The sequence below is a fragment of the Nonomuraea sp. H19 genome, assembly GCF_052068215.1.
GTDB lineage: Bacteria > Actinomycetota > Actinomycetes > Streptosporangiales > Streptosporangiaceae > Nonomuraea.
This window is the reverse complement of record NZ_JBQHCV010000019.1, coordinates 127,124-147,309: the sequence shown is the minus strand read 5'-3', so window position 1 is coordinate 147,309 and position 20,186 is coordinate 127,124. Positions and strand designations below refer to the sequence as shown.

The following is a 20,186-nucleotide window of genomic DNA, read 5'->3' as shown; positions in this document are numbered from 1 at the left end:
GTGCTCTCAACCCCGCGGATGAGAGCGCGGCGGAGCTGTTTTTCCATGCTCCAGTGCCAGGCGTAGTGCCGGTCGGCGTTGACGACCCAGGCGCCGCAGCCGTCGCTCCCGCCCTACCTTCGCCCATAGCTCGTCTCGATCCACGCTAAGGATCATGTCACCGGCCGCCATATGGTGTGCAGGACCCTGCACACGCTGGCGCCTCTGATCGTTCCCCTACTCCCGAGGGCCTACCAGCGGGTGTGCGTGGACCTGCGCACCCTGACCGAGGTCGGCCTGTTCGGCTACCACCAGGTGCCGCCCCCGCACCGGCTGTGGATCTGGGCCACCGACCTGGAACAGACCCGCAAAGACCTGCCCCTCACGTAAACCTGCGCCAGGCATGCCCCACCTGAACATCCCGTACCGCTAATGGCTTTCTCGTCGTTCCTCGACCCCGAAAACCAGGATCACGTGCGTTTCGAGCGGAGGGGCCATCAATAGCGGAAGGGCCAGGCTGGCGCGTCCGCTAGCAGATGTAGCGGGTCACGGTGTAGTACGTGAGGTTTGTGATCTTAAGCCAGATTGCGGACTTACCCCTGCGATCCCATGCGTGGGGTACGCCAGCCGAGTCGATCACCTCCAGGAGGCAACCGGCGCGTGCCCCGATGGCGTCGGTGTCGTAGTAGTACTGGAGATTCGTCGAGGCGTAGCCGACGCGAAGCGACCACATGGAGTTCTTGGCCAGTCCCCAGCTGTTCGTCGCGCACGGCAGAGTGTCGCCGGAGTAGGACCAGGAGTCGCCCGACCAGCAGTTCGCGATGGGCACGGAGAGGCTTCCGTTAGCGTTGAACACCTCCCCCCCACAGCCCGGTGTACCGCACGTGCCCGCTGGCTCAACAGGGGGTGAGACGCTCGCTTGAGCCGGAGCAGCTACCCCTGTGAGGGCGAGGGCTGCGATAGCGATGGATACGGCGATATGACGCATGCGTCTCCCTTTGTTCGATCTCTGTTGGCAGTGGTGTCGACGAGCCGGAGTCACGTTCGCAGCCGGAGGGGCGCACGCCGCCAGGAGTACCAGGCCCGGCAACACGATCCTCCGAACCGCCAGCGCACCTCCCGCCGGACCCGACACACCACGTCCGGTGGCGGTTGCTCTCCCCCGGCCGCAGGCAGCATGCCGCGACCACAGCCAACTGTTCCGGCGGAGGCCGCGACCGTGCAAGATCATCCGCATCCCATGACGGTTTGGGACGCGTACCACCCGCTTGACGTCCCATTTCTCAGACAGATTGGATGGCCCGGAGAAGCCGGGCCATACAGGAGGACGCTCTTGGATAGGGCTGAGGGGGCCGAAGAACTGGCCGCCGCACTCGCCCAGCTGAAGCAGCGCAGCGGTCTCAGCTACCAGGAACTCGCGGCAAGGGTCTACACGAGCGGATCCACCCTGCACCGGTACTGCAACGGCAAGGGAACCCCCGGCGACTACGACATCGTCGCCCGGATCGCTAAGGAGTGCGGAGCCCAGCCGGACGAGATGAACTGGCTCGTGCAGTGCTGGAAGGCTGCGCGCGGTGAGGGCGCGGAGCCCGACACGCCGGACGCCGTCCCTCGGGAGTCTCCGCAAGGCCCGCCGAACGAGCTCCCACGTCTGCTTCCCCGCGCCCTTGAAACCCCGGAAACGCGGCGCGCGCGCCGTACCGTCCTCGTCACCCTCCTCATGCTGACCCTCTTATGGACCGCAGTCGCGAGCATCCCGGTCGGCGGCGGGACGGAGGAACTCGGATGGGCCGCGTACTCGCCGGCGGGCTCGACGCCGTGGGCAGGGGCGTCGGCCCCCATCGACCCGGCGTTGTTCGGCGTGACCATGAACAGCAACAGCGGAGCCATGCCCACATTCGGTGTCGGCGCACTGCGGTTCTGGGACAGCGAGACACGCTGGTCCCAGCTCGAACCCGCACGCGGCAGATTCGACTGGTCCACGCTCGACCGGCTGCTCGACGGTGCCGAACGGGCGGGGCTGCCCACGCTGTTCGTCTTCGGAGGCACACCGGCCTGGGCCGCCCCGGCGGCGCGTAAGGCGGCCTACCCCGACGGGTCCCGAGCGGCGCCACCGGACGACCTCGACGACTGGGACGCCTTCGTCCGCGCCCTGGTACGGCACGCAGGCTCCCGCATCGATGCCTACGAGCTTTGGGTCATGGCCAACCATCGGCATCACTACAACGGCAGCGTCGAGACCCTCGTCGAGATGACTCGTCGCGCCACGGACATCATCCGCCGGGCCGACAAGCACGCCGTCGTGGTCTGCCCTTCCGTCACCGAGCTGTGGAAGGCACAATCGCACGAGTTTCTACGGCGCTTCGCCGAGCTCGGCGGCTACCAACATTGCGACGTGGCCGGTGTCAAGCTCTACCAGCGCCGCGTGCAGGATCCCCCGGAAACAATGCTGGAGGCGATCGAGAAGGTAGACCGGACCTTCCACCGTGCCGGCCTGCATCCGCCGGTGTGGAACACGGGCACCACGCAGTCCCTGCCGCTGAACGACCCACTTGAGCAGGACCGTGCGGCCGACTACGCAGTCCGCTTCTACTTGACCGGTCTGTACGCTCGCAAGTTCAACCTGCGGCGCATGTACTTCTACGCCTGGGGCAACGGCACGATCCCCATCGTGCTCCAGGCCGAGGACCAGCCGCCCACCCGGGCCGGACGGCAGGTGGAGCAGGTCCAGCGCTGGCTGACCGGCGCCGACCTACGCTCCTGCGGACGCGGCTGGCCGATAGGCATGCCGAGGAACGTGTGGCAGTGCGAATTCCACATCAAGGGGCACGACGGCCGGCGGCGTACGGCTCGCGTTCGTTGGGCCATCTCCGCCGCCGCGGACACCCCGGCGGGCGCCGAAGCGGAACGGGTCGAGTATCTGGACGGCACCGCCCGAGCCGTCGGCGCTCGGGACACGGTGCGGGTCACCGAGCGACCGCTGCTCATCGTGGACCGCGCGGGAGTGGAACCGGGCTGAACGTGGCTCACGTCCTCAGTCATGCCTGTGCCGGCGCGCGGGCACGCTAGGGGGTTCGGTGCCTGTAGGGGTGCCGGTAAGAAACCTAGGTGGGCGGCTTGCCCTTCCCAGACGTCAGTGCCCTGGTACAGGGAAGCGACCGTGGCCTGACGTGCGCTCGCCCCGCTCTTGGCCGGACAATCCGCCGAACAACCCGCGCCGTAGGGCGCCGTGCTGTCCTGCCGGGGCGGCTCTCAACATGAGCGCCCCACCCCACATGCCCTGGAGAGCCGGAGTTCGTTATCGCAGATAGTGAGCGCTTTCCGCGATGGCCCCGGGCCAGCTACCCGCGACATCGTGGTGAACCGCCTTGTGGCCTTGAGGGAGACATGGCGCGATCACGTCGCCGGCCGGACGACTTCTGGCGCTTGTCTGCGGTAGCGACTTGGAGGTACGGGAGGTCAATACGCACTCCAAGACCAAGATCGCCCGGCTACTGTCCGGAGAGGTAGGCCAGGAGGCGCGGGGCGGGGTGGCGGTCCAGGCTGTGCCGGGCGTGGTCGTAGGCGCGGGTGGTGCGGGGGGTCGGCGTGGCCCATGGCGTCCTGCCTCCAGGAGGCGGTCCTGAGCGTCCGCCTGGTCCCCAGACACGGAGCGTCCTGAAAACGGTCGTATACGGGACTCAGGTGAGATGGCTTGCAGGCGACTCGCATAGGACGAACGCTTCGATCCGTTAAGGGCGTGCACCTCGTATGATCATGTTTAGTCGGCCTGCAGGCGTTCGAGACCGGCGAACATGCAGCGAGGGCGGACCGCTCGGCCGTTACGGTCAATGCATGAGGATCATCGCCGTTGAGGATCACTGGCCGGAGTACGGAACGATCGTCGTCAGGGACACGTATGGCAGCGATCCGGCATCCATATCGCTGCCGGGGCTGCCCCTTCTCGACGAGCATGCGGTGAACGCCCAACCCGGCGGCACGATCGCCAAGGCGGGCGACGGATGGTTACAGGCATCGGCTCGCGACGCGCGCCATCACGTGCGCTTGGAAGCGCAAAACGGTCCCCCGCCGCTTGATGACGCCTGGCACGACGTGGTTGAGACTCCGTACCACGCCAACACCGGGGCCATCATGCTCACCACCGTGCTCAGTAGTAACCAATACGCCGACAAGCCGCTCAAACTCGGCATGCCAGGGATGTACCGGGTCCGCATCTCCTGCCGCAGGACCCCGCCGGAGATTCCCGGCTTCGAGGCCTCTCAGGGCGATCTTTGGCGGATGCAGTTCTGGGCCACTCCCGGACCTCCTCAGCCTCCCCAGTGGCTGGCCCGGAGCCGACCCGCCGTACAGCCGCCTGCGTGCACCGGCTGGAGGGCCGTCCTCGGGCTTGCGTGCGAGGAGGTGCTTTACGCCGTCCAACTGGCCGCCGCCACCGGTGAAGCTACCGGGGAACGGATCGCCGCCGCCTACCAGCCTTGGTCCAGCAGTTCAGGCGAGTGGAGCTCCGCACTTTCCGAGGACCTGTCGGAATACGCCGCCCAGCTGGGGGTGCCCGCACCGACCACGCGGCGAGAGCTGCTCTGGCTCTTGGTGGCGGCCGGCCTGGTGATCGCTGAGACCTCCGGCGAGGTGACCCGCTATGGCCTCTCCACAAGCCCACCGCATGTCGAGGAGGTGCTGCGCCTGCCGGACGAGGAAGTGGCCATGATTCGGCGTCAGGACGCATTTCACCGCTACACCTCCTTCGCGGCCGACCTGGCCGCCGTGGCGGTGTGGACCCCGGGCAGCACCGTCTCAGCGACGCCAGGAGAGCTCTCGAGCCAGTTGCTGGCCACAGAAGAAGAGATTCACGAGGCCATTCGCTATGGCGCCGACCGAGGACTGCTCAGCACCTCTGGCGAGGGCACGTTCACGGCGATGCCAAATCCGCCGCTACAACCCGAGGCGGGCCGGATCGCTCGGATGTGATCGTCTTACGCTGGCGGTCTCTGACCGCTGGCCAGCTCTTTGGCGTGGCCGCCTCCGCGGAACTGGCGAAGGTCGGGGATGTGGTTGTACAGCGTCCCCGGGCTGACACCGAGCAACTTGGCGATCGAGGTGATCGAGTTCTCCGGGTTGGGCAGCATGTCGCGCGCCGCGCGCAGCAACTCGGGAGTGATGACGGTGGGGCGGCCTCCAGTACGGCCGCGGGCCTTGGCGGCGGCCAGGCCGTCGCGAGTGCCGGCGACGATGAGCGCCGTAGTAGTCGTAGGCGTCACCGTCGACATATGCCTGGTAGTCGTCGGCGTCCATGAGGCAGACCCGGGCGGTCGAGCCGCGCCAGTCCACCACCTCGAAGATGGCGCCGGCCCCGGTTTCTCCGAGGTCCCAGTACAGATGCCTCACACATCGTTTGTAGCTGGCCACGTACGGGGCGGGAAGCCGCGTCCCGGAAACGGCGGCGTGGTCACCCGCCGGTCTGCGAATCAGCGATCGCGTGGTTCCGGTGCAGCTGCTTGGCCAGGGAGGCGTAGGAGGTCACAAGCGGGCCGCCGATGATGCCCGCGGCGCCGGTCCAGATCTCCCGGGCGGTGTAGCCGGTGACGTCGGTCGGGATTTCGGCCGGCGGGGTGGTCTCCAGCTTGCCGAGCATGGTGGCGGCCTGGCGAGCGCGGTGGCCAGGCGCTGGCGGGCGCCCAGGACGATGCTGGGGCGGGTGGCCGGGCCGCCGGCGGCGATGACGCCGATGAGGTGCTCGATGCGTTCGGCCCAGCCGGTCCCAGTCCAGCGTGTGCTGCTGCCCGGGCTGGAAGCGGGCGTCGGTGCGTTCGAGTTCGGCGACGCGGGCCTCGATGGTGTGCATTTGATGAGCCGGACGAGGCTCAAAAGTCGTAGACGAAGACGGATCCGACGCGGATGAAGGCGTCCTTGCCGCGATACACGGTGACGATGTGGTGCGCCGGATCGCAGTTGTCATCGGTGTACACGTCGACATGCGAACGCTCGAGGTCGTTCCGCAGATATCTGACGTCGCTGCCCGGGACATCCCTGCAGCCGGGGGGCGGGTCGACGATCGGCGTCCCGCTGATCCACAACGTCCCTCTCGCGGCGTGGGCAGGAACCGCCATCGCGGCCACCGCCACGGCCGCCACGGCCAGGGCAGCGCCGGCGCGGGCCATTCTTTTTGCCTGAGCGAACATACACACCTCCATCAGTTTAGCCACTCATAGTAAACAATCAACTACAGAGTAGCCATAGTTGCGGGAACCTGCCGTGCTGCACGCTCCAGGCTGAAGGTCGGCCTGGCATTTCGACCTGCCACGCTGAGTGGGCCGTCCCGCCGATAAAGGAGCGTCTCCAATCGTGGATCACCGGCAGGCGTCCCGGTTGGCCCCTCATTCGCGGTCGAATTTGTGGAACCCCTGCCTGACCTGCGCGTGAGGGCCGTCCCGCAAATGGGTCGTTTGCGGGACGGGTGGCGGCGGCCGCGCCCTGGTCGCGTTTCCGCAGGAACGATCGTCCCGAAACCCGTCCCAAAGATCTTGTCCGAGTCCTTGAGTTTCGGGACGGATTTCGGGACGATCTTTGGGAGTCGCCTACGACGAAAGGGATTGATCAGATGGGCCCGAACGCGATCCGCGTCGGCTACGCCCGGGTCTCCACCCGCGCTCAGGACCACGCGGCGCAACTGGCGCTGCTGAACGAGGCCGACTGCCGCGAGATCGTCGAGGAGACCATCTCCACCCGCCGCGCCGACCGGCCCAAGCTGGCCAAGACGGTGGCGTCCCTCAAGGCCGGCGACACGCTGGTCATCACCAAGCCCGACCGGGTCGCCCGCAGCATGAAGGAGCTGCTGGTCTTCCTGGAAGACGAGCTCGCGCCGCGCGGCATCAACCTGCACATCCTGACCGGCATCTGCGCCGGCATCCATCGCCCGAACGGGCAGAGGATCGCCGACAAGATGCTGTTCCTGGTCGCCGCGATGGCCGCCGAGATGGAGCGCGACCTGATCCAAGAGCGCACCCTGGAGGGCCTGGCCGCCGCCCGCGCCGCCGGCCGCACGGGTGGCCGCCCGGCCGCGGTGACCGAGGACGTGCTCGCCGCCGCCCGGGCCCGCCGCGCGCGCGGCCAGTCCGTCACGCAGATCGCTCGCGAGCTCGGCATCGGGCGGTCGACGTTGTACCGGGCGCTGGAAGACGACGACCCGCCTGGCTCAGCCGCCGGCACCACCGCGGCGGCCGCCGTCGACCACGCCGACGACCAGCCCGCCGTCCCGGCCGCCACGACAACGAGCTCGCCGAGCCCGGCGCCCCGGCCTGCCGACGACACGCGGCCGTGGACCTCCGACGCTGACCCGGCCCGGCGGACGCGCTGGTACACCGACGCCGAGCTCGACGCCGTCCAGGTCGTGGCGACCGGCTGCGGTGACGGCGTCTACCACGTCATCGTCGTCGGTGAGTTGCTGGGCACCGTCGGCCCAGCCCGCCATGGATGGCCGGCCCGCCGCCGTAATGGCACCGAGGTCATGCGCACCCCGGGCGTGCGGCGAACCCGCAACCAAGCCGTCGTGGAACTGGTCGCCGCCACCAAGTTCTCCTGGGAGATCCACCGCGACGCACGCCCGTGATGATCGAACTGAAGGAGCCCGACATGACGTCCACCGAACTGCACGCCGCACCACGCCGGTAACGCGGTGGAAGAAGCCGAACTGTTCGGTGATCCCGGCAAGGTCCAAAACGTGATCGACAGGCTTCAGGCGGAGGGGTTCGGGGCCCGATGGGTATCCCCTGCTCAAAAGCTCATAGCTTGGCCCCGAGAGCCCCCGGCCCCCCTTGAACAGGCGCATTCGAGGGGTCGTCGCAACACAGGTGATTATCTGCTGGCGGCAGTCAGCATAGCGAGGTGGTCACCGCTCGGGCATCCTTCCGCGGGCGACAGGTGAGCCCCGGAAGGATGCCCGCCATGCCTGTCACTCGGTCTCCCGGCCGGGTAGCTACCGCGGGGCGACGCGCGACCTTCGGGTCGAGCCGAGATAACGGGAATTCCGGCCATGGGTGGATCTTGAGCGCTCTGACCTGCTGCAACGTCGAGGGGGTTCGAGCTCCGCCGTACGACTCGGGGCCAGCCGTACTTCCGAGATCACGAACATGATCGACCGTTGGCCGCTTCTGCTCGTATCTCGGCTCGACCCCTCCGGGGCCGGGCCGCCGGTCCTGTCTATGCTCAAGCCCATGGCACTGGAATGGGAACAGATCATCGTCGACTCCGCCGACCCTGTCGCTCTCGGGCGCTGGTGGGCCAAGGCTCTCGGCTGGGTTGTGGTCGACGAATCTGAGGAGATCATCGAGATCCGGCCTGAGCCGGACCGGATGCCGGGGCTGCTCTTCGTGCCTGTCGCCGAGGGCAAGACGTCGAAGAACCGGCTCCACCCCGACTTCCGCCCCGACGACCAGGAGGCCGAGGTCGCCCGGCTGCTCTCCCTCGGTGCCCGGCGCGTAGACACCGTGCAGGACGAGCAGCACTGGGTGACCCTCCTCGACCCGGAGGGCAACGAGTTCTGCGTCCTGGGTGAGCGGAAGAGCTGAGCGGAAGCACTGGCTGTAAGTTCCGGCAGTAAATGGTTCTGGCGCACTTGATGGGGAGCGATCACAGAGCGCGATAAATGGCCGAGAACTACGAGCTATTTGGCCGTGATGGTGGCCGTCTTGATCAGCTCGGTCCGTCAGTTTGAGCTCTCAGAGTCCAGCAGGCAGGCGTCAAGAATCTCGGGTGCGGACCCTATCTGGACGGCGTTCGAGCAGGCTGGGGGGTGTGGTGTTGGGGTGCACCCTTGCCGGACAGGCCACGAGCGAGGGGCATTTGCAGGGCGGCGGCCGAGGACGCTGTCAGACCTCTGGGCTGGCGGGGGCTGCTTGACGCCTGGGACGTGGCCGGTGCGGGCGACGGCTTCACCTACAGCGTGAGCAGGCCGTACCAGCGCATCGACTACGTCATGACCTCTCGCGACATCAAAACGACCTCGGTGGCCGTCATCGGCACCGAGGCCTCCGACCACTTCCCCATCGTGGCCGACCTCGAACTCCCCCACCCCTCGCCCTGACCTCCGGCGCCCGCCGTCTCTCGCGACGGCGGGCGCCGAGCGGTCCGGATCAGATGACGCCGCTCTGCCCGACACAGCTCGTGACACCGTTCCTACCGGCCAGCTTCACGAAGACCCGATGCGCCATCGGCCGGGTCGCCGAGATCGCCCTGCTGCCGGAGTTGCCCGTGATCACGGTCGCCAGGAACTCGGCGTCCGGAAGGCCGCCCCGATCCTGGACGAGGCTGACCTTGACCGTGGTGGGGCCTCCGGAGGCCGTCCAGTGGACACGGCTGAAGCGGTGCCCATACGTCGTGTCGATGTAGGTGACGGTCACCTTCAGCCTGTAGGACCCCTTCGAACAGGTCGCGACGAGGGCCTTGGCTGCCGACGTGGTCACCGACGCCGCCGGCGCGGACGCCGAGGCGGACGCGGTCACCGACGCCGACGCGGGCGCGGGCGCGCCCATCATGGCCACGGCCCCCATGGCCCCGACGACGACCGCGGTACGCATGATCTTCATATGGTTCCCTCCGTTGATTTCCCGTCGAGGTGAGACCATACGGAGACGCGGTATGGCGGAGGTATGTCCCAATCAGACCACTCGGAGCGCGCTAGTGTGAAGCGCCCCGACTTCGCTGTAGGCTCGTTCTCTTGAGAGGATCGAGTCATGGCAGCCAAGTCCCCCTACCCGGCCGAGCTGCGAAAGCGCGCGGTGCGGATGGTCGCCGAGGTCCGCCCGGACTACCCGACCGAGTGGGCCGCGATCAACGCGGTCGCCGCCAAACTCGGCATCGGCACCGCCGAGACGCTGCGCAAGTGGGTCCGCCAAGCCCAGATCGACGAGGGCACACGCCCGGGCACCACCACCGATGAATCGGCCGAGTTGAAGCGGCTGAAGCGGGAGAACGCCGAGCTGCGCCGGGCCAACGAGATCCTGAAGGCCGCCTCGGCTTTCTTCGCGGCCGAGCTCGACCGGCCACACACGCACTCATGACCTTCATCGACGAACACCGCGAGCTGTTCGGTGTCGAGCCGATCTGCCGTGTGCTGACCGAGCACGGCCTGCCTGTCTCTGCCAGCACCTACTACGCCGCCAAAACCCGGCCGCCCTCGGCCCGCGCGATCCGCGACGCCGAGCTGGACGATCACATCAGGCGCATCCACACCACCAACTACGGCGTCTACGGCGCCCGCAAAGTCTGGCGGCAACTGCTGCGCGAGGGCCACCAGGTGGCCCGGTGCACGGTCGAGCGGCGGATGCGCGCCCTGGGCCTGCAAGGAGCCCGCCGAGGCAAGAAGATCCGCACCACCATTGGCCTCGAACTCGGCGACCATGGCGAGGGTCTGCAGGAACAGCCGCCCGAACGGGTCGTTCCAGTCGTAGACGGATGCGCCCAGCCCGAACAGGACGCCGCGGCCGGACAGGCCGGTGAGGATGTCGTTGGCCTCGGCCATGTTGCGGGCGAACCGGTCGAACTTGGTCACGGTGAAGACGGTGCCGTCCCAGACGGCGGCGAGGGCCTGGTCGAGTCCGGCGCGGTTGCGGCGGGTGGTGCCGGAGAAGCCGCGGTCGATGTAGATCCGGTCGGCGGGGACGCCGAGGGCCAGGAGCTGCTCGGTCTGGATGATGACGTCTTGTTCGTCGGTGGAGCAGCGGGCGTAGCCGACGCGGGTTCCGTTCACGCCCTCAAGTGTTCCGGATAGGGGGCCTTGACCGGAACGGTTCGCGGAACACCTATACGGAACACCCTGACCTGGGGCGCTGTCTCGGCTGGCGGGTGTTCCGGTGGGGGATCGCCTTACGGAACACCACCGGACCTCCCGCGCGAGATGCGACTGTTACCTGGCGGGGGGCGGCGTCCGGCTCCCAAAGCTGTCTCGAACCCCATGGCGGCTGTGAGCTAGATCACGGTTGAGGTTGACCTTGGGTCAGGGTGGAAGCTCGGCGCAGCGGCGCGACGCCGACCCGGACATCACAGCTTCGAAGGGCAAACCATCATGACGATCACGCTTTCCGACCAGGACAAGAGCACCCTGCGGATTGCCGCTTACGGCGCCGTGGCGTTGATGGCCGCCGCCGGTGCCGCCGGCAAGCCTCACAAGATCGCCACCAACGGTGGCATCGCGCTGGGCTCGGCCACCGGCCTGATCGGGCATGTGCTCGCTGACTACCCTGTGGGCAAGGACCTGACCGGCAAGTCCGTGGCCGAGATCGCCGACCGCGTGCTGCCGGCCCTGACCGCGGCCATGAACCTCCTGAAGCAGCAGGATCCGGCCGAGGCCGACAACTTCCGCAGCACCGTCCTCGTCGCTGTCGAAACCGCCCAGATGCACCAGAGCCAGCCGAGCCCCGCCACGGCCGAGATGGCCCGCAAGATCACCGAAGCCCTCGACGCCGCCAGGGCGGCCGCTGCGGACAGCAAGGCCGTGCCGGAAGCCGCGGCCGGGCAGGATCGCCCGGAGCTACAGAAGGCGATCGAGGAGATCGTCGAGTCCGGCTTCCTCGCAGTGTCGCTGCGCGTACACGATGAGCGGGGCGCGTGGGCCGGCAGCGCCGGGGTGGCCGAGCTGGGCGGGACCGCCAAGCCGCCGGTCAACGGGCATGCCCGGATCGGCAGCAACACCAAGACCTTCACCGCGACCCTGGTGCTGCAACTGGTGGCCGAGGGCAAGATCGAGCTGGACACCCCGGCGGCCGACTACCTGCCCGCGTTCGGGCTGGACCGGCGGATCACGGTGCGGATGCTGCTGCAGCACACCAGCGGGCTGTTTAACTTCACCGGCGAGGTCTACGACGACGGATCGATCGTGCACGGGATCCCCGTGCCCTACGGCACCACGGGCAAGGAGTGGGTGGACAACCGGTTCCGCACCTACCGGCCCGAGGAACTGGTGCGTCTGGCGCTGTCCAAGCCGGCCCGGTTCGAGCCGGGGACGGGCTGGAGCTATTCCAACACCAACTACGTGCTGGCCCGGCTCCTGATTGAGAAGGTCACCGGCCGCTCGCTGGCCGAGGAGATGCAGGAGCGGATCCTGGGGCCGCTCGGGCTGTCGGGCACGGTGGTGCCCGACGCCTCGCCGGAGATCCCCGAGCCGCACGCCCACATTTACTACCGCTACGAGGAAGCCAGCCAGCAGAAGACGATCGACATCACCCGCCACAACCCCTCCTGGGTCTCCACCGGCGGTGACATGATCTCGACCAGCCAGGACCTGGCCACGTTCATCTCCGCGCTGGTAGGCGGCAAGCTCCTGCCGGCCCCGCTGCTGGCCGAGATGTGCACCCCGCACCCGACGGGCATCCCGAACATGGACTACGGGCTGGGAGTGTTCGTCCAGAAAACGGACTGCGGCGGCACCGTCATCACCCACAACGGCGGCACGGTCGGCTCCATGACGCTGATGTACAGCACACCCGACGGCAGCAAGACCCTGACCGCCGTACTGAACTGGGTGGACGACGCCGACTTGTCCGTAGCAACAAAGGTCCAGAACGCCCAGCAAAAGCTCGTCAACGAGGTGTTCTGCGGCGAGCAGGCCGATCCGGCTCAGCCGTCGGGCTGAACACCTGCGACCCGCACGCCTCCAGAGGCACCCCTTCCGGTCGTGCACCAGGGAGAAACCCGAACGGGGCCACGCCGAGTTCGTCGATCTCGGCGTGGCCCGTCCACATGCTCGGCTGTGGTCTGCCTGGTCGCCGAGCTCGAGCACAAGGCAGGATTGCGCAGATGAACGGAGTCATGATCGGGCAGGCAGCGGCATTCGTCGGCGTCACAGTGAAGACGGTGCGCCACTACCACAAGCTCGGCCTGGTCAAGGAGCCGGAACGCGACAGCTCCGGCTACCGCAGGTACGGATCGGCCGAGCTGCTGCGGCTGGTGCAGGTCCGGACGCTGGCCGCCGCCGGGGTGCCACTGGCCGAGATCGGGCCCCTGCTCGACGCCGACGCCGCGCTGTTCGCCGCCGCGCTCACCGACGTCGAACGGCAGCTCACCGAACGGATCGAGGAGCTGACCGCGCGCCGTGACATGCTGCACCGGCTCGCCGACGGAGACCGGGCCCTGCTGCCCGACCGCGCTGTGGCGCTGCTGGAGCGGATGCTTGGCCGCGGCCTCCCCGCGGACGAGGTGGCGGCCACCCGGGAGGGCTGGGTGCTGGCCAAGGCCCTGGTCCCCGAGGGCTTCGACGACTACCTCACCCATGTCGAGCACGCCCTCGACGACCCCCGCTTCATCGCGTTGAGCAAGCGCGCCACCGAAGCCACGGCATGGGAGCCGGACGACCCGCGCCTGGCCGAACTCGCCACCGCCATTGCCGACCACTTCCTCGCCAACCCCGCACACCTGAAGATCGTGACCGGCCTGCAAGCCCGCACCGACGCCGCGGCCCGATACCACCTGATCGCCCACTACGGCGAAGAGCAGGGATCCGCCACGGCCCGGGGGGTCGCGCTCGTAGAGGCCAAGCTCCGCGCCGCGGGCATCCATATCCCCAGACCAGACACCCACTGACCGGCGGGATCTGCCTGCAGACGCCGCTGGAGCGGCTCGTCTCATGCTGGATGCATCGCCTCAGCCATCCACGCGTCCTTCGAAGGAGCGGCCAAAAGGACAGGATCGCGCAGCCAGGCCGGGCACGACGGACGATTCGCCGTCCAGCTCAAGGAAAAGCCTCAGGACAAGGACGCCAGCCGTTGGCCGCGATCCTGGCCGCTACACCCCCTCCTCGTCCACGCCGCCGTCGCCCTCAGGCACGTCGGGGATCTCGCCGAGCCGCCGCAGCCCTTCGGCCGGGGCGGAGGAGGCGATGGCGTAGCGGCCCAGGACGTTGAGGTGGGCGTGGCCAAGCGGGCTGAGCCGGGCGGCGTCCTCGTCTTTGACCGGGATGCCGTGGGCGCGCAGATGGTCGACCGCCGCCGACAGGTACTTCGAGTTCCACAGCGCGACCGCGTTGACGACAAGACCAAGAGCCGCTAGTTGGTCTTCTTGGCCTTCGCGGTAGGCCTGCCGGATCTTCCCGCCATTGCCGTGGCAGATCTTGCGGGCCAGCCGGTGCCGGGATTCCTGCACGGTGAGCTGTTTGTTGAGCTTGCGCCGGTAGGTGTCGTCGATCGGGTCCAGGATGGACAGCAGGTGCAGGGTCTTGTCGACGCGGCCGTACTCGGCGAACGCCTGCCCGAGCGGGGTCGGGCGCCCGTTGCGGGCGAACATGCGCAGCAGGTCGTAGGCGCGCACCTGGTTGGTCACCAGGGATCCGGCGACCCGGGTCATGTCCGACCACTGGGTGTGGATCTTCTGCCGGTTGATCTTGTTGCGGGCGATCGCTTCCAGCGGCCCGTATTTCGGTGTCGTGCCGTCGGGCAGGTCGGCGCGCCAGAACCTTTGGTCGCCCAGGTCGGCGAAGCGCGGTGCGAACCGGTAGCCGAGCATGGAGAAGATGCCGAACACCATGTCGCTGTCGCTGGCCTGATCCGTCGTGACCAGCTCGGGTTCCGGCCCGGCGTCGATGTTGATCAGGCAGTCCAGGATGTACAGCGAGTCGCGCGGCGTGCCCGGCACGACCACCTGCCCGATCCCCATCACTTGATCGTTTACGGCGTTGAGGAGTGTGAGGCCGCGTTTGTAGCCGAAGTACTTCGGCGAGGGGGCGGCGTTGATGGTTTGGACCGGGACGACGAAGCGCAGCCCGTCGACCGAGGCCAGCAGCCCGCCGCCCCACAACTTCACGATCGGCACGCCGCGCTGGGCCTCGATGAGAATCGCGTTGGCCGCGGCGTGGGTCTCAGCGCGCACGTAGTTCTGGTCGACATGGGACAGGCGGCCGCGCGTGAGCGCCTCGTCCCCGTCCTTGATCACCGGGGTGAGGCCGACGTTGCAGGCCTCGCTGATCAGCAGCGCCGCCAGCGATCTCGGCAGGTCGTGCATGCGCGTGTCAATGAGTTTGTCTGGGGCGACGCCATGGATTGCATGGCGGGCAGTTGGTCCTCGTGCATGGGAGGGGGAGTCCGGCAGCTCGCCTGCGTCGGCCTCATCACCGTGACGCTGGCTGGCCCGGGGGCTGCTGCTCGGCACCGGCGCCGGGGATGGGCACGAGCTGCGGCCAGCACGCCGAGCTGTCGATCGTGCCCCGGGCCAGCGCCAGCAGCAGCCCGGCGGCAGCAGCGGGGCTTGCCTGCCCGGCGCCCTGGACATCAGCAGCAACCCGCCGTCGGTCAGTCGGCCCGGCCACCGCGGCGACCAGGGCCCGAGTCAGCTGCTCGCGGCAGCAGAAGACGCCGGAGTCATCAGCACGGCTGCCAGGAATTTCTGCACGCCAGTCCGCCGGCCGGCAGACAAACCACGACTGACTTCGCAGATCAAATCGCGTACAGGTCTCGACTATTCCTCAGCTCCATACAGCGCGTTGTGGATGGCGTTATGCAACTCTCTCATCGCGCTTCGCTCGCATCCGGTTCTTGTCTGGAACTCCCAGTCTTCCAATTCTTGGTCTGCTTCACGCAGGCTCGCAATGATTATGCGCGTCTCTTTGACGGGCAGCTCGAGGGTGAGAATATCCGCGTGACGTGACAGTACCTTCATTCGGAGACCTCCATCGGCGTGTTATCACAGGCTATCCCAATACGATTGGCCCGTTTTGGGAACGAAGGCTGTGCCGTAATCCGGGTCGAGTCGATTCCAATAGACCACAACACCATTTTTCCAGAATGCGACCACCCCGGGCTCGAAAGAGTAGGAATCGGCGACACCGTGAACGTCGATGTAGTCGCGCGACGCGAAGCGGGAAAGGATCGCGACCATCTTCTGCCCGACCGCGTCTTCGCGCGAGACCGTGTGGACGCGGCTGCCCGGCCCGATCTCCACCTCCACCGGCGCCCCCGCGAGATCGAGCGTGTGGCTTGGACGCTGGATGACGTCGACGTCAAGGGTCTCGCCTTCGGGGAACCAGCGGGCGGCGACCTCCAACCGTGAAATGAGCGGACCCGCCGACACTTTCGCCGCGTATCCGTGCCGCTCGTATTCCGCCGCAAGCATGGACGCCAGCCGCGCGCACGGCATGTCGGACACCGCGTAGGCGAAGTCGAGATCGGTGGATGGACGCTCGACGATGCCATGGGCCTGCATGCTGTAGCCGCCGACCAGGAGCAGGCCGTGACAGTTCAGGAAGGGGACGACGTCTTCGATCGCCCTGGCATGCCAATCGGGAATCCGCATGCTCAGGAGGCCATCAGGCGTGGGATGCGGCGGATTTCGGCGAGTTCCGAGATCGCGCCAAGCTCGGGGAAGGTGAGCTCCCACATCGCCCGATAGATCGGATCGAGCCGCCACCACAAGTCGAACCAGTGGCCGATGAGGAGCGTGTGATTGAGCAGGCCGACGATGTCTTCCCGGGTGCCGGCCTCCAGCACGCGGGCATACGCCTCGAGACGCTGCTCATAAACCGACAAGTCATAGTCTTCTCGGCCTGACCAGGCGACCCGTCGTGGCAGCGACAGGATGCCGCGCGCGGGACCGCGTAGGTCGCAGAGGGATTTCGGGAGGACGGTTTCGGCGTATTCCCGTGACCCTGGCGGCAGATCCTCGAAGGTGGTCATCGACTGACCCCTTCCCGAGACATCTCTTCTCTCAGCGTATCCCCGCCTGGCCCCCAGATCACCTCCCGCAGGCCGGTCAGCGCCGCCATCCGGCCACGTCGGCGCGGGCGTGAAGGAGAGCTGTGGGGGCACTTAAGAATCCCTCGATGGACATGCCGGGAGTGGAGCGGGCACAGTGCGTTAGGTTCGACCTAGGGGGATGGAGCCACATGAAAGCGCTGGTCAAGGAGAGGGCCGAGCCTGGCCTCTCGCTGGTTGACGTGCCGGAGCCGGAGGTGGGGCCGGGCGAGGTGAAGATCCGGGTTCTGCGGACCGGCATCTGCGGCACCGACCTGCACATTCGGAAATTTGATGACTGGGCGCGGCACACCTTGACGCTTCCGCTCATCGTCGGGCATGAGTTCTCGGGCCACGTGGTCGAGGTGGCGCCGGGCGTCGAGGACGTCTCCGTCGGCGACCTCGTCAGCGGCGAGGGCCACCTCGTCTGCGGCAAGTGCCGCAACTGCATGGCGGGACGCAGGCACCTGTGCCGCAACACGGTGGGGCTCGGCGTCAACAGGGACGGCGCGTTCGCCGAATACGTCACGCTGCCCGCCTCGAACGTCTGGGTGCACCGGGTCCCGGTCCACCCCGACGTGGCGGCCATCTTCGATCCGTTCGGGAACGCCGTACACACCGCGCTGTCGTTCCCCCTGGTCGGCGAGGACGTGCTGATCACCGGTGCGGGGCCGATCGGGCTGATGGCGGCGGCCGTGGCCGCGCACGTGGGCGCGCGCAACGTGATGATCACGGACGTCAGCGACGAACGGCTCGACCTGGCGGGCAAGCTGGGCGTCTCGCTGGCGCTGAACGTCTCCAGGTCCTCGATCGAGGAGGGCATGCGACAGCTGCACCTGCGCGAGGGCTTCGACGTCGGGCTGGAGATGTCCGGCAACCCGGCGGCGGTGCGCGACATGATCGCGCACATGACGCACGGCGGGAAGATCGCCATGCTGGGACTGCCCGCCGAGGAGTTCGCCATCGACTGGGCGACCGTGGTGACGTCGATGCTCACGATCAAGGGCGTGTACGGCCGGGAGATGTTCGAGACCTGGTACAACATGTCCGTCCTGCTGGAGAAGGGCCTCGATCTCACCCCGGTGATCACCGACCGTTTCCCTTACACCGACTTCGACGCCGCCTTCGACACGGCCGCCAGCGGCCGGACGGGCAAGGTCATCCTGGATTGGAGCGCCTGATGTTCACGAACGTGCGCGAGCAACTGCGTACGACGCTCGACGAGATCGCCGAAGCCGGGCTGCACAAGCCCGAGCGCGTCATCAGCACCCCGCAGAGCTCGGCGGTGAGCGTGGCCGGGCACGAGGTGCTGAACTTCTGCGCCAACAACTACCTGGGCCTGGCCGACCACCCGGCCGTGCTCGAGGCGGCCAAGGAGGCGCTGGACCAGTGGGGGTTCGGCATGGCCTCCGTACGGTTCATCTGCGGCACTCAGGAGGTGCACAAGGAGCTCGAAGCGCGCCTGTCGGACTTCCTCGGCATGGAGGACACCGTCCTCTACAGCTCGTGCTTCGACGCGAACGGCGGCATCTTCGAGACCCTGCTCGACGCCCAGGACGCGGTCATCTCCGACGCGCTCAACCACGCCAGCATCATCGACGGCATCAGGCTCTCCAAGGCCCAGCGCCTCCGATACGCCAACCGCGACATGGCCGAGCTGGAAGCCAGGCTGAAGGAGGCGTCGGAGGCGCGGCGGCGGCTGATCGTGACCGACGGCGTGTTCTCCATGGACGGCTATGTCGCGCCGTTGCGGGACATCTGCGACCTGGCCGAGCAGTACGACGCCATGGTCATGGTCGACGACTCCCACGCCGTCGGCTTCGTCGGCCCGACCGGCCGCGGCACGCCCGAGCTGCACGGCGTCACCGACCGGATCGACATCATCACCGGCACGCTGGGCAAGGCGCTCGGCGGGGCCAGCGGTGGTTATGTCGCGGCCCGCAAGGAGATCTGCGAGCTGCTGCGCCAGCGCTCGCGCCCGTACCTGTTCTCCAACTCCCTTGCCCCCGTCATCGCCTCGGCGTCGCTGCGCATCCTCGACCTGCTGGAGACCTCGAACGAGGCCCGCGAGCGGCTGCGCTCGAACACCGCGCGCTTCCGCAGCGAGATGACCAAGGCGGGGTTCGACATCCTGCCCGGCGACCACCCGATCGTGCCCGTCATGATCGGCGACGCCGCCGAGGCCGCCGCCATGGCCGAGCGCCTGCTCGACCTGGGCATCTACGTGATCGGCTTTTCGTACCCTGTCGTGCCGCACGGACGGGCCAGGATCCGCGTCCAGCTCTCGGCCGCCCACACGGAGGAGGACGTGGACCGCGCGGTGGCGGCCTTCATCCAGGCCCGGGGCTGAGCACTCAGTATTCTCCTGCGAGGGAGTGCCGTCGCCTGGAGGAGCGGCGGGAGCGAAGCGACCAGAGCGGGGGAAGGCGGCGGCGTATGGCGACCGAGCCGCCGAACGGAGTGAGGCCAAGGAGCCGCGAGGGAGTGCCGTCGCCTGGAGGAGCGGCGGGAGCGAAGCGACCAGAGCGGGGGAAGGCGGCGGCATAGGGCGACCGAGCCGCCGAACGGAGTGAGGCCAGGGAGCACAGTGATAGACACGCGGCGGTTGCGTACGCTGCGGGCGGTGGCGGACCATGGCACGGTCACCGCCGCGGCGGCCGCCCTGCACCTCACCCCTTCGGCCGTGTCCCAGCAGCTCGTCGCGCTGGAGCACGAGGTGGGCCACCGCCTGTTCACCCGTGACGGGCGCGGCGTCCGCCTCACCGCCGTCGGCAAGATCATGCTCGGCCACGCCAACGAGGTCCTCGCCCAGCTCGAACGCGCCGAAGCCGACGTGGCCGCGTACACGACGGGTGAGGCCGGCGAGGTCACCGTGGCCTGCTTCGCCACCGCGATCAGCGCCGTGCTCTCCCCCGCGATCATCGCCCTGCGCGCCGCCGCCCCCGGCGTCCAAGTACGCGTGCTCGACGCCGAAGGCGACCACGGCCTGGCCATGCTGCTGGACTCCGAGGCCGATCTGGCCGTCGCGGTCGAATACCGGGGCGCGCCAGATGCCGCCGACCGCCGGCTGTCACGCCTGCCGCTGTACGCCGAGCCGTTCGACCTGGTGCTCCCCCACGACCATCCGCTGGCCGGGGCGGCCACGCTGGTGTCGCTCGCCGCCGAGACCTGGATCGGGCCTTATCCGGGCAATCCGGTGCACGATGTGATCACGTTCGCGTGCCAGCAGGTGGGCTTCACGCCGAACCTCGCGCACTGCTCCGACGACTTCCGCGCCGTGGTCGCCCTGGTGGGCGCGGGGGCGGGGGTGGCGCTGGTGCCGCGGCTGGCGCTGCGGGACATGGCGCTGGCAGGGGTCGTGGTGCGCCACACGCCGGGGCCGGAGCGCCGCGTCTTCGCCGCCGTACGCCGGGGCGCCGACGCCCACCCCCTCCTGAGCCCGCTCCTGTCGGCGCTGCGCACGGTCGCGGCCTCGCTCGGGACAGGGTGAAACATCAC

General features: G+C 68.1%; 19 protein-coding genes and 3 pseudogenes. 12 read left to right on the top strand and 10 right to left on the bottom strand.

Going from position 1 to position 20,186, the window contains the following annotated elements; all coding sequences use genetic code 11:
• Nucleotides 1-171 precede the first annotated feature (171 nt).
• The gene (locus ACTMTI_RS35850; protein ID WP_441125123.1) at nucleotides 172-369 is read left to right on the top strand and encodes a hypothetical protein; all 198 of its coding nucleotides are present in this window, start codon (nucleotides 172-174) and stop codon (nucleotides 367-369) included.
• A gap of 139 nt (nucleotides 370-508) precedes the next feature.
• Here the strand turns inward: ACTMTI_RS35850 and ACTMTI_RS35845 are convergent, their stop codons facing one another.
• Nucleotides 509-808, bottom strand: a complete 300-nt coding sequence (locus tag ACTMTI_RS35845; protein WP_441125122.1) for a hypothetical protein — start codon at nucleotides 806-808, stop codon at nucleotides 509-511.
• Between the two features lie 504 nt (nucleotides 809-1,312).
• On the opposite strand from ACTMTI_RS35845, the gene ACTMTI_RS35840 reads away from it, so the two are divergent.
• Both ACTMTI_RS35840 and ACTMTI_RS35835 read left to right on the top strand, forming a co-directional pair.
• Nucleotides 1,313-2,998 carry a helix-turn-helix domain-containing protein gene (locus ACTMTI_RS35840; RefSeq protein WP_441125121.1) on the top strand — a complete coding sequence of 562 codons (1,686 nt, stop codon included), beginning with the start codon at nucleotides 1,313-1,315 and terminating at the stop codon, nucleotides 2,996-2,998.
• 815 nt (nucleotides 2,999-3,813) lie between these two features.
• A complete protein-coding gene (locus ACTMTI_RS35835; RefSeq protein WP_441125120.1) occupies nucleotides 3,814-4,947 on the top strand; it encodes a DUF6042 family protein in 1,134 nt (377 codons plus the stop codon).
• A gap of 5 nt (nucleotides 4,948-4,952) precedes the next feature.
• Here ACTMTI_RS35835 and ACTMTI_RS35830 read toward each other — a convergent pair whose 3' ends face one another.
• The 3 genes from ACTMTI_RS35830 to ACTMTI_RS35820 all read right to left on the bottom strand — a co-directional run bounded on the left by ACTMTI_RS35830 (nucleotide 4,953) and on the right by ACTMTI_RS35820 (nucleotide 6,158).
• Complete coding sequence (locus ACTMTI_RS35830) at nucleotides 4,953-5,246, bottom strand: helix-turn-helix domain-containing protein (protein WP_441125119.1); 294 nt, start codon at nucleotides 5,244-5,246, stop codon at nucleotides 4,953-4,955.
• 179 nt (nucleotides 5,247-5,425) lie between these two features.
• The gene (locus ACTMTI_RS35825; protein ID WP_441125118.1) at nucleotides 5,426-5,821 is read right to left on the bottom strand and encodes a hypothetical protein; all 396 of its coding nucleotides are present in this window, start codon (nucleotides 5,819-5,821) and stop codon (nucleotides 5,426-5,428) included.
• Between the two features lie 19 nt (nucleotides 5,822-5,840).
• Nucleotides 5,841-6,158: a hypothetical protein gene (locus ACTMTI_RS35820; RefSeq protein WP_441125117.1), complete on the bottom strand. Its 318-nt coding sequence runs from the start codon at nucleotides 6,156-6,158 to the stop codon at nucleotides 5,841-5,843.
• A gap of 419 nt (nucleotides 6,159-6,577) precedes the next feature.
• Here ACTMTI_RS35820 and ACTMTI_RS35815 point away from each other — a divergent pair, with 419 nt between their 5' ends.
• From ACTMTI_RS35815 to ACTMTI_RS35805, 3 genes are all read left to right on the top strand, one after another.
• A complete protein-coding gene (locus ACTMTI_RS35815; RefSeq protein WP_441125116.1) occupies nucleotides 6,578-7,585 on the top strand; it encodes a recombinase family protein in 1,008 nt (335 codons plus the stop codon).
• A 604-nt stretch (nucleotides 7,586-8,189) separates the two neighbouring features.
• Nucleotides 8,190-8,543, top strand: a complete 354-nt coding sequence (locus ACTMTI_RS35810) for a VOC family protein (RefSeq protein WP_441125115.1) — start codon at nucleotides 8,190-8,192, stop codon at nucleotides 8,541-8,543.
• A 245-nt stretch (nucleotides 8,544-8,788) separates the two neighbouring features.
• Entirely contained in the window at nucleotides 8,789-9,058 is a 270-nt protein-coding gene (locus ACTMTI_RS35805) for a hypothetical protein (RefSeq protein WP_441125113.1), read from the top strand.
• A 49-nt stretch (nucleotides 9,059-9,107) separates the two neighbouring features.
• Here the strand turns inward: ACTMTI_RS35805 and ACTMTI_RS35800 are convergent, their stop codons facing one another.
• On the bottom strand, nucleotides 9,108-9,560 hold the full coding sequence (locus tag ACTMTI_RS35800) for a hypothetical protein (RefSeq protein WP_441125112.1): 453 nt from the start codon (nucleotides 9,558-9,560) through the stop codon (nucleotides 9,108-9,110).
• Between the two features lie 147 nt (nucleotides 9,561-9,707).
• Here ACTMTI_RS35800 and ACTMTI_RS35795 point away from each other — a divergent pair.
• Nucleotides 9,708-10,354 (top strand): annotated as a pseudogene (locus ACTMTI_RS35795) (IS3 family transposase); the annotation flags it as partial.
• A 57-nt stretch (nucleotides 10,355-10,411) separates the two neighbouring features.
• Here the strand turns inward: ACTMTI_RS35795 and ACTMTI_RS35790 are convergent.
• A pseudogene (locus ACTMTI_RS35790) lies at nucleotides 10,412-10,723 on the bottom strand (recombinase family protein); the annotation flags it as partial.
• Nucleotides 10,724-11,038: 315 nt separating this feature from the next.
• On the opposite strand from ACTMTI_RS35790, the gene ACTMTI_RS35785 reads away from it, so the two are divergent.
• Nucleotides 11,039-12,604: a serine hydrolase domain-containing protein gene (locus ACTMTI_RS35785; protein WP_441125111.1), complete on the top strand. Its 1,566-nt coding sequence runs from the start codon at nucleotides 11,039-11,041 to the stop codon at nucleotides 12,602-12,604.
• A 164-nt stretch (nucleotides 12,605-12,768) separates the two neighbouring features.
• Nucleotides 12,769-13,551, top strand: coding sequence for a MerR family transcriptional regulator (locus ACTMTI_RS35780; protein WP_441125110.1), 783 nt, complete (start codon nucleotides 12,769-12,771; stop codon nucleotides 13,549-13,551).
• Between the two features lie 201 nt (nucleotides 13,552-13,752).
• Here the strand turns inward: ACTMTI_RS35780 and ACTMTI_RS35775 are convergent.
• The 4 genes and pseudogenes from ACTMTI_RS35775 to ACTMTI_RS35760 form a co-directional block, all read right to left on the bottom strand.
• Nucleotides 13,753-14,970 (bottom strand): annotated as a pseudogene (locus tag ACTMTI_RS35775) (transposase); the annotation flags it as partial.
• A 447-nt stretch (nucleotides 14,971-15,417) separates the two neighbouring features.
• Nucleotides 15,418-15,618, bottom strand: a complete 201-nt coding sequence (locus ACTMTI_RS35770) for a hypothetical protein (protein ID WP_441125109.1) — start codon at nucleotides 15,616-15,618, stop codon at nucleotides 15,418-15,420.
• A 24-nt stretch (nucleotides 15,619-15,642) separates the two neighbouring features.
• Nucleotides 15,643-16,251, bottom strand: coding sequence for a nucleotidyl transferase AbiEii/AbiGii toxin family protein (locus ACTMTI_RS35765; RefSeq protein WP_441125108.1), 609 nt, complete (start codon nucleotides 16,249-16,251; stop codon nucleotides 15,643-15,645).
• 2 nt (nucleotides 16,252-16,253) lie between these two features.
• Nucleotides 16,254-16,631, bottom strand: a complete 378-nt coding sequence (locus tag ACTMTI_RS35760; RefSeq protein WP_441125107.1) for a hypothetical protein — start codon at nucleotides 16,629-16,631, stop codon at nucleotides 16,254-16,256.
• 209 nt (nucleotides 16,632-16,840) lie between these two features.
• Here ACTMTI_RS35760 and tdh point away from each other — a divergent pair, with 209 nt between their 5' ends.
• From tdh to ACTMTI_RS35745, 3 genes are all read left to right on the top strand, one after another.
• On the top strand, nucleotides 16,841-17,869 hold the full coding sequence (gene tdh, locus ACTMTI_RS35755) for an L-threonine 3-dehydrogenase (RefSeq protein WP_441125106.1): 1,029 nt from the start codon (nucleotides 16,841-16,843) through the stop codon (nucleotides 17,867-17,869).
• The gene (locus ACTMTI_RS35750) at nucleotides 17,869-19,038 is read left to right on the top strand and encodes a glycine C-acetyltransferase (RefSeq protein ID WP_441125105.1); all 1,170 of its coding nucleotides are present in this window, start codon (nucleotides 17,869-17,871) and stop codon (nucleotides 19,036-19,038) included. The genes tdh and ACTMTI_RS35750 overlap by 1 nt, the downstream gene beginning before the upstream one ends.
• 237 nt (nucleotides 19,039-19,275) lie before the next feature.
• A complete protein-coding gene (locus ACTMTI_RS35745) occupies nucleotides 19,276-20,178 on the top strand; it encodes a LysR family transcriptional regulator (protein ID WP_441125104.1) in 903 nt (300 codons plus the stop codon).
• Nucleotides 20,179-20,186: the final 8 nt, after the last annotated feature.

Bases quoted from the DNA above. Each gene is read 5' to 3' on its own strand.
- ACTMTI_RS35820 (WP_441125117.1), bottom strand. From the start codon at position 6,158: ATGTTCGCTCAGGCAAAAAGAATGGCCCGCGCCGGCGCTGCCCTGGCC.
- ACTMTI_RS35760 (WP_441125107.1), bottom strand. From the start codon at position 16,631: ATGACCACCTTCGAGGATCTGCCGCCAGGGTCACGGGAATACGCCGAA.
- ACTMTI_RS35785 (WP_441125111.1), top strand. From the start codon at position 11,039: ATGACGATCACGCTTTCCGACCAGGACAAGAGCACCCTGCGGATTGCC.
- ACTMTI_RS35780 (WP_441125110.1), top strand. From the start codon at position 12,769: ATGAACGGAGTCATGATCGGGCAGGCAGCGGCATTCGTCGGCGTCACA.
- ACTMTI_RS35815 (WP_441125116.1), top strand. From the start codon at position 6,578: ATGGGCCCGAACGCGATCCGCGTCGGCTACGCCCGGGTCTCCACCCGC.
- ACTMTI_RS35770 (WP_441125109.1), bottom strand. From the start codon at position 15,618: ATGAAGGTACTGTCACGTCACGCGGATATTCTCACCCTCGAGCTGCCC.
- tdh (WP_441125106.1), top strand. From the start codon at position 16,841: ATGAAAGCGCTGGTCAAGGAGAGGGCCGAGCCTGGCCTCTCGCTGGTT.
- ACTMTI_RS35800 (WP_441125112.1), bottom strand. From the start codon at position 9,560: ATGAAGATCATGCGTACCGCGGTCGTCGTCGGGGCCATGGGGGCCGTG.
- ACTMTI_RS35830 (WP_441125119.1), bottom strand. From the start codon at position 5,246: ATGTCGACGGTGACGCCTACGACTACTACGGCGCTCATCGTCGCCGGC.
- ACTMTI_RS35825 (WP_441125118.1), bottom strand. From the start codon at position 5,821: ATGCACACCATCGAGGCCCGCGTCGCCGAACTCGAACGCACCGACGCC.
- ACTMTI_RS35850 (WP_441125123.1), top strand. From the start codon at position 172: ATGGTGTGCAGGACCCTGCACACGCTGGCGCCTCTGATCGTTCCCCTA.
- ACTMTI_RS35765 (WP_441125108.1), bottom strand. From the start codon at position 16,251: ATGCGGATTCCCGATTGGCATGCCAGGGCGATCGAAGACGTCGTCCCC.
- ACTMTI_RS35835 (WP_441125120.1), top strand. From the start codon at position 3,814: ATGAGGATCATCGCCGTTGAGGATCACTGGCCGGAGTACGGAACGATC.
- ACTMTI_RS35810 (WP_441125115.1), top strand. From the start codon at position 8,190: ATGGCACTGGAATGGGAACAGATCATCGTCGACTCCGCCGACCCTGTC.
- ACTMTI_RS35750 (WP_441125105.1), top strand. From the start codon at position 17,869: ATGTTCACGAACGTGCGCGAGCAACTGCGTACGACGCTCGACGAGATC.